General features: G+C 49.3%; 2 protein-coding genes and 1 pseudogene. All 3 read right to left on the bottom strand.

Translation table 11 applies throughout. The features are described from left to right. Nucleotides 1-274: pseudogene (locus tag ACF8GF_RS16420) on the bottom strand (hypothetical protein); the annotation flags it as partial. A gap of 104 nt (nt 275-378) precedes the next feature. After that, the gene (locus ACF8GF_RS16415) at nt 379-828 is read right to left on the bottom strand and encodes a hypothetical protein (RefSeq protein WP_339444725.1); all 450 of its coding nucleotides are present in this window, start codon (nt 826-828) and stop codon (nt 379-381) included. Next, a partial coding sequence (locus tag ACF8GF_RS16410) for an RHS repeat-associated core domain-containing protein (protein ID WP_392519750.1) occupies nt 821-1,754 on the bottom strand: 934 nt, incomplete at its 5' end. The genes ACF8GF_RS16410 and ACF8GF_RS16415, both read right to left, overlap by 8 nt.

Here is a 1,754-nt window from a genome sequence, read left to right as displayed (position 1 = left end):
AGCGAACCCGTTGGCCCTTGGCTTCCTGGCGGCTGCCCGGCAGGCCACGGGCGGTGCGCATCAGGCGGGTGGTCTGGCCCTTGCCGTCGGTGTGGCTGAACACTTGGCCGTAGATGTTGTCAGTGAAAGTCTCCTTGATCTATTTCGGAAGAGCGATGCGTAGAACTTCACCGTCCGGCTTGTACTCCAGACAGGTGGTTTAGTTCGGCGCACCGGTCACTGATACCAGATACCGGCGCTCGTCGTAGCGATAGTAAGTGCTCTTACCAGAACAGCCTCGACGGAGACTTCCAATTGCGCCATCATACATCTTTATCAATCAAAACAATTAGAGACATAAAAGATTATCACCCATAATAATATCTATCAACATAAGAGTCAGCCAAGTTCAAAATAAAATTCAATGAAACTATTGAAGTTGCCCCACTGCGGGCGGAGTCGCCCCGCTTTGAAAGCTTCCAACCTCTCACCAAGGGAAATTTCAAGCACCTCTCCAGTCCTGGAATTATAGTAATATCCACTTTCACCCTCAAAGCTATCCAGGGGTATGTAATCAAGACTCAGGCCTAGGGTGTCATGGGTGCGTTTCAGCGCGAGATCAAACTTGGTATTTTTAGAGAACCAACCAAGCTGATAGAGCTCATGTCCTCCCGAGGAAAATGTGGGGCCATCTTCAGCATGCAAGTAAAATTCAGCACAATCCGACCCTATATCAATTCCTAATTTAACTAGTTCAGCCTCGTAATCTGCGCTAGCATCATCATACCACCAGCCCTTTTGGCGGCAAAAATTTTTAACCTTATCCGATAGCATATTTGAATCATCCACAAGTTAATTTACTTGAACGAATATTTTTTTCCGCCTGCGCTCTCGACATCCAGTAACTTTCTCTGTCGCCATTAAAGATAGCGCGATCTACTGGATTATGTGGATGCTGCCCCGGCAGATGAGGGTGAAGCGCGTTTGTCCTTCCGTATGTCTGATGCGTATCTGCTGATAACTCAAAGAGCGAACCAAGTGCATCCTGTTTAGAATGATGCAAATTAAGCTGAGAGTAACTACCGTTTTTCACCACAAAAGGGCTTTTACCCTCCGACGCTAAATCAAGATTTGTTTTGATACCTTCGCGAGTATTAACTGGCAAGTCCCAGTCAATTTTCTGCTGAAAAACGGTGTGAGTGCTACCGGACGGAGCGGTGAACGTTGAGCTCGTGAAGAACCCTGCCAAGCCATAAGGGTCTATCCAGCTTATCGAGTTCACAGCATAACGATAGAGATTGAACCCTCCCGCCAATCCAATCGGATCTTGGGTAACAAACCGCCCTATACCGGCATCGTAGTATCTAAATGTATTGTAGATTAGATTTGATTCGTCATCAAAATATTGCCCCTGGAACCTCAGATTCTGCTCGACTTCATTGACCGCCAGTTGCTCAATCGCTCCCCATGACCGATAGGTCGCCTGCCAAACGATCTCGCCCTCGCTATTGGTCAGCTCGATCGGCGTACCGATCTGATCGGTATGGAAGTAATAAAGCTTTTGCTCCTCCCCTTCAGCCTGATCGACTCGCGCCAGCGGCGCATAGCTACCCGGCTCATACAGGTACAAACTGCTCTGTCCCGGCACCTCCTCCTGCAACATCCGCAGCCCTTGCCAAAGAAAGCGTTTCTGCTCGACCTTGCCATTGATCTCCGACTGCTTGGCCACCCGCCGTCCGAGGCTGTCGTACCGGTACTCGCCTCGGCTTTCCAGC

The organism is Pseudomonas sp. yb_5, assembly GCF_043103865.1.
Classification (GTDB): domain Bacteria; phylum Pseudomonadota; class Gammaproteobacteria; order Pseudomonadales; family Pseudomonadaceae; genus Aquipseudomonas; species Aquipseudomonas putida_Y.
The sequence above is the reverse complement of the archived record's forward strand: the minus strand, read 5'-3'. Positions and strand labels throughout refer to the sequence as shown.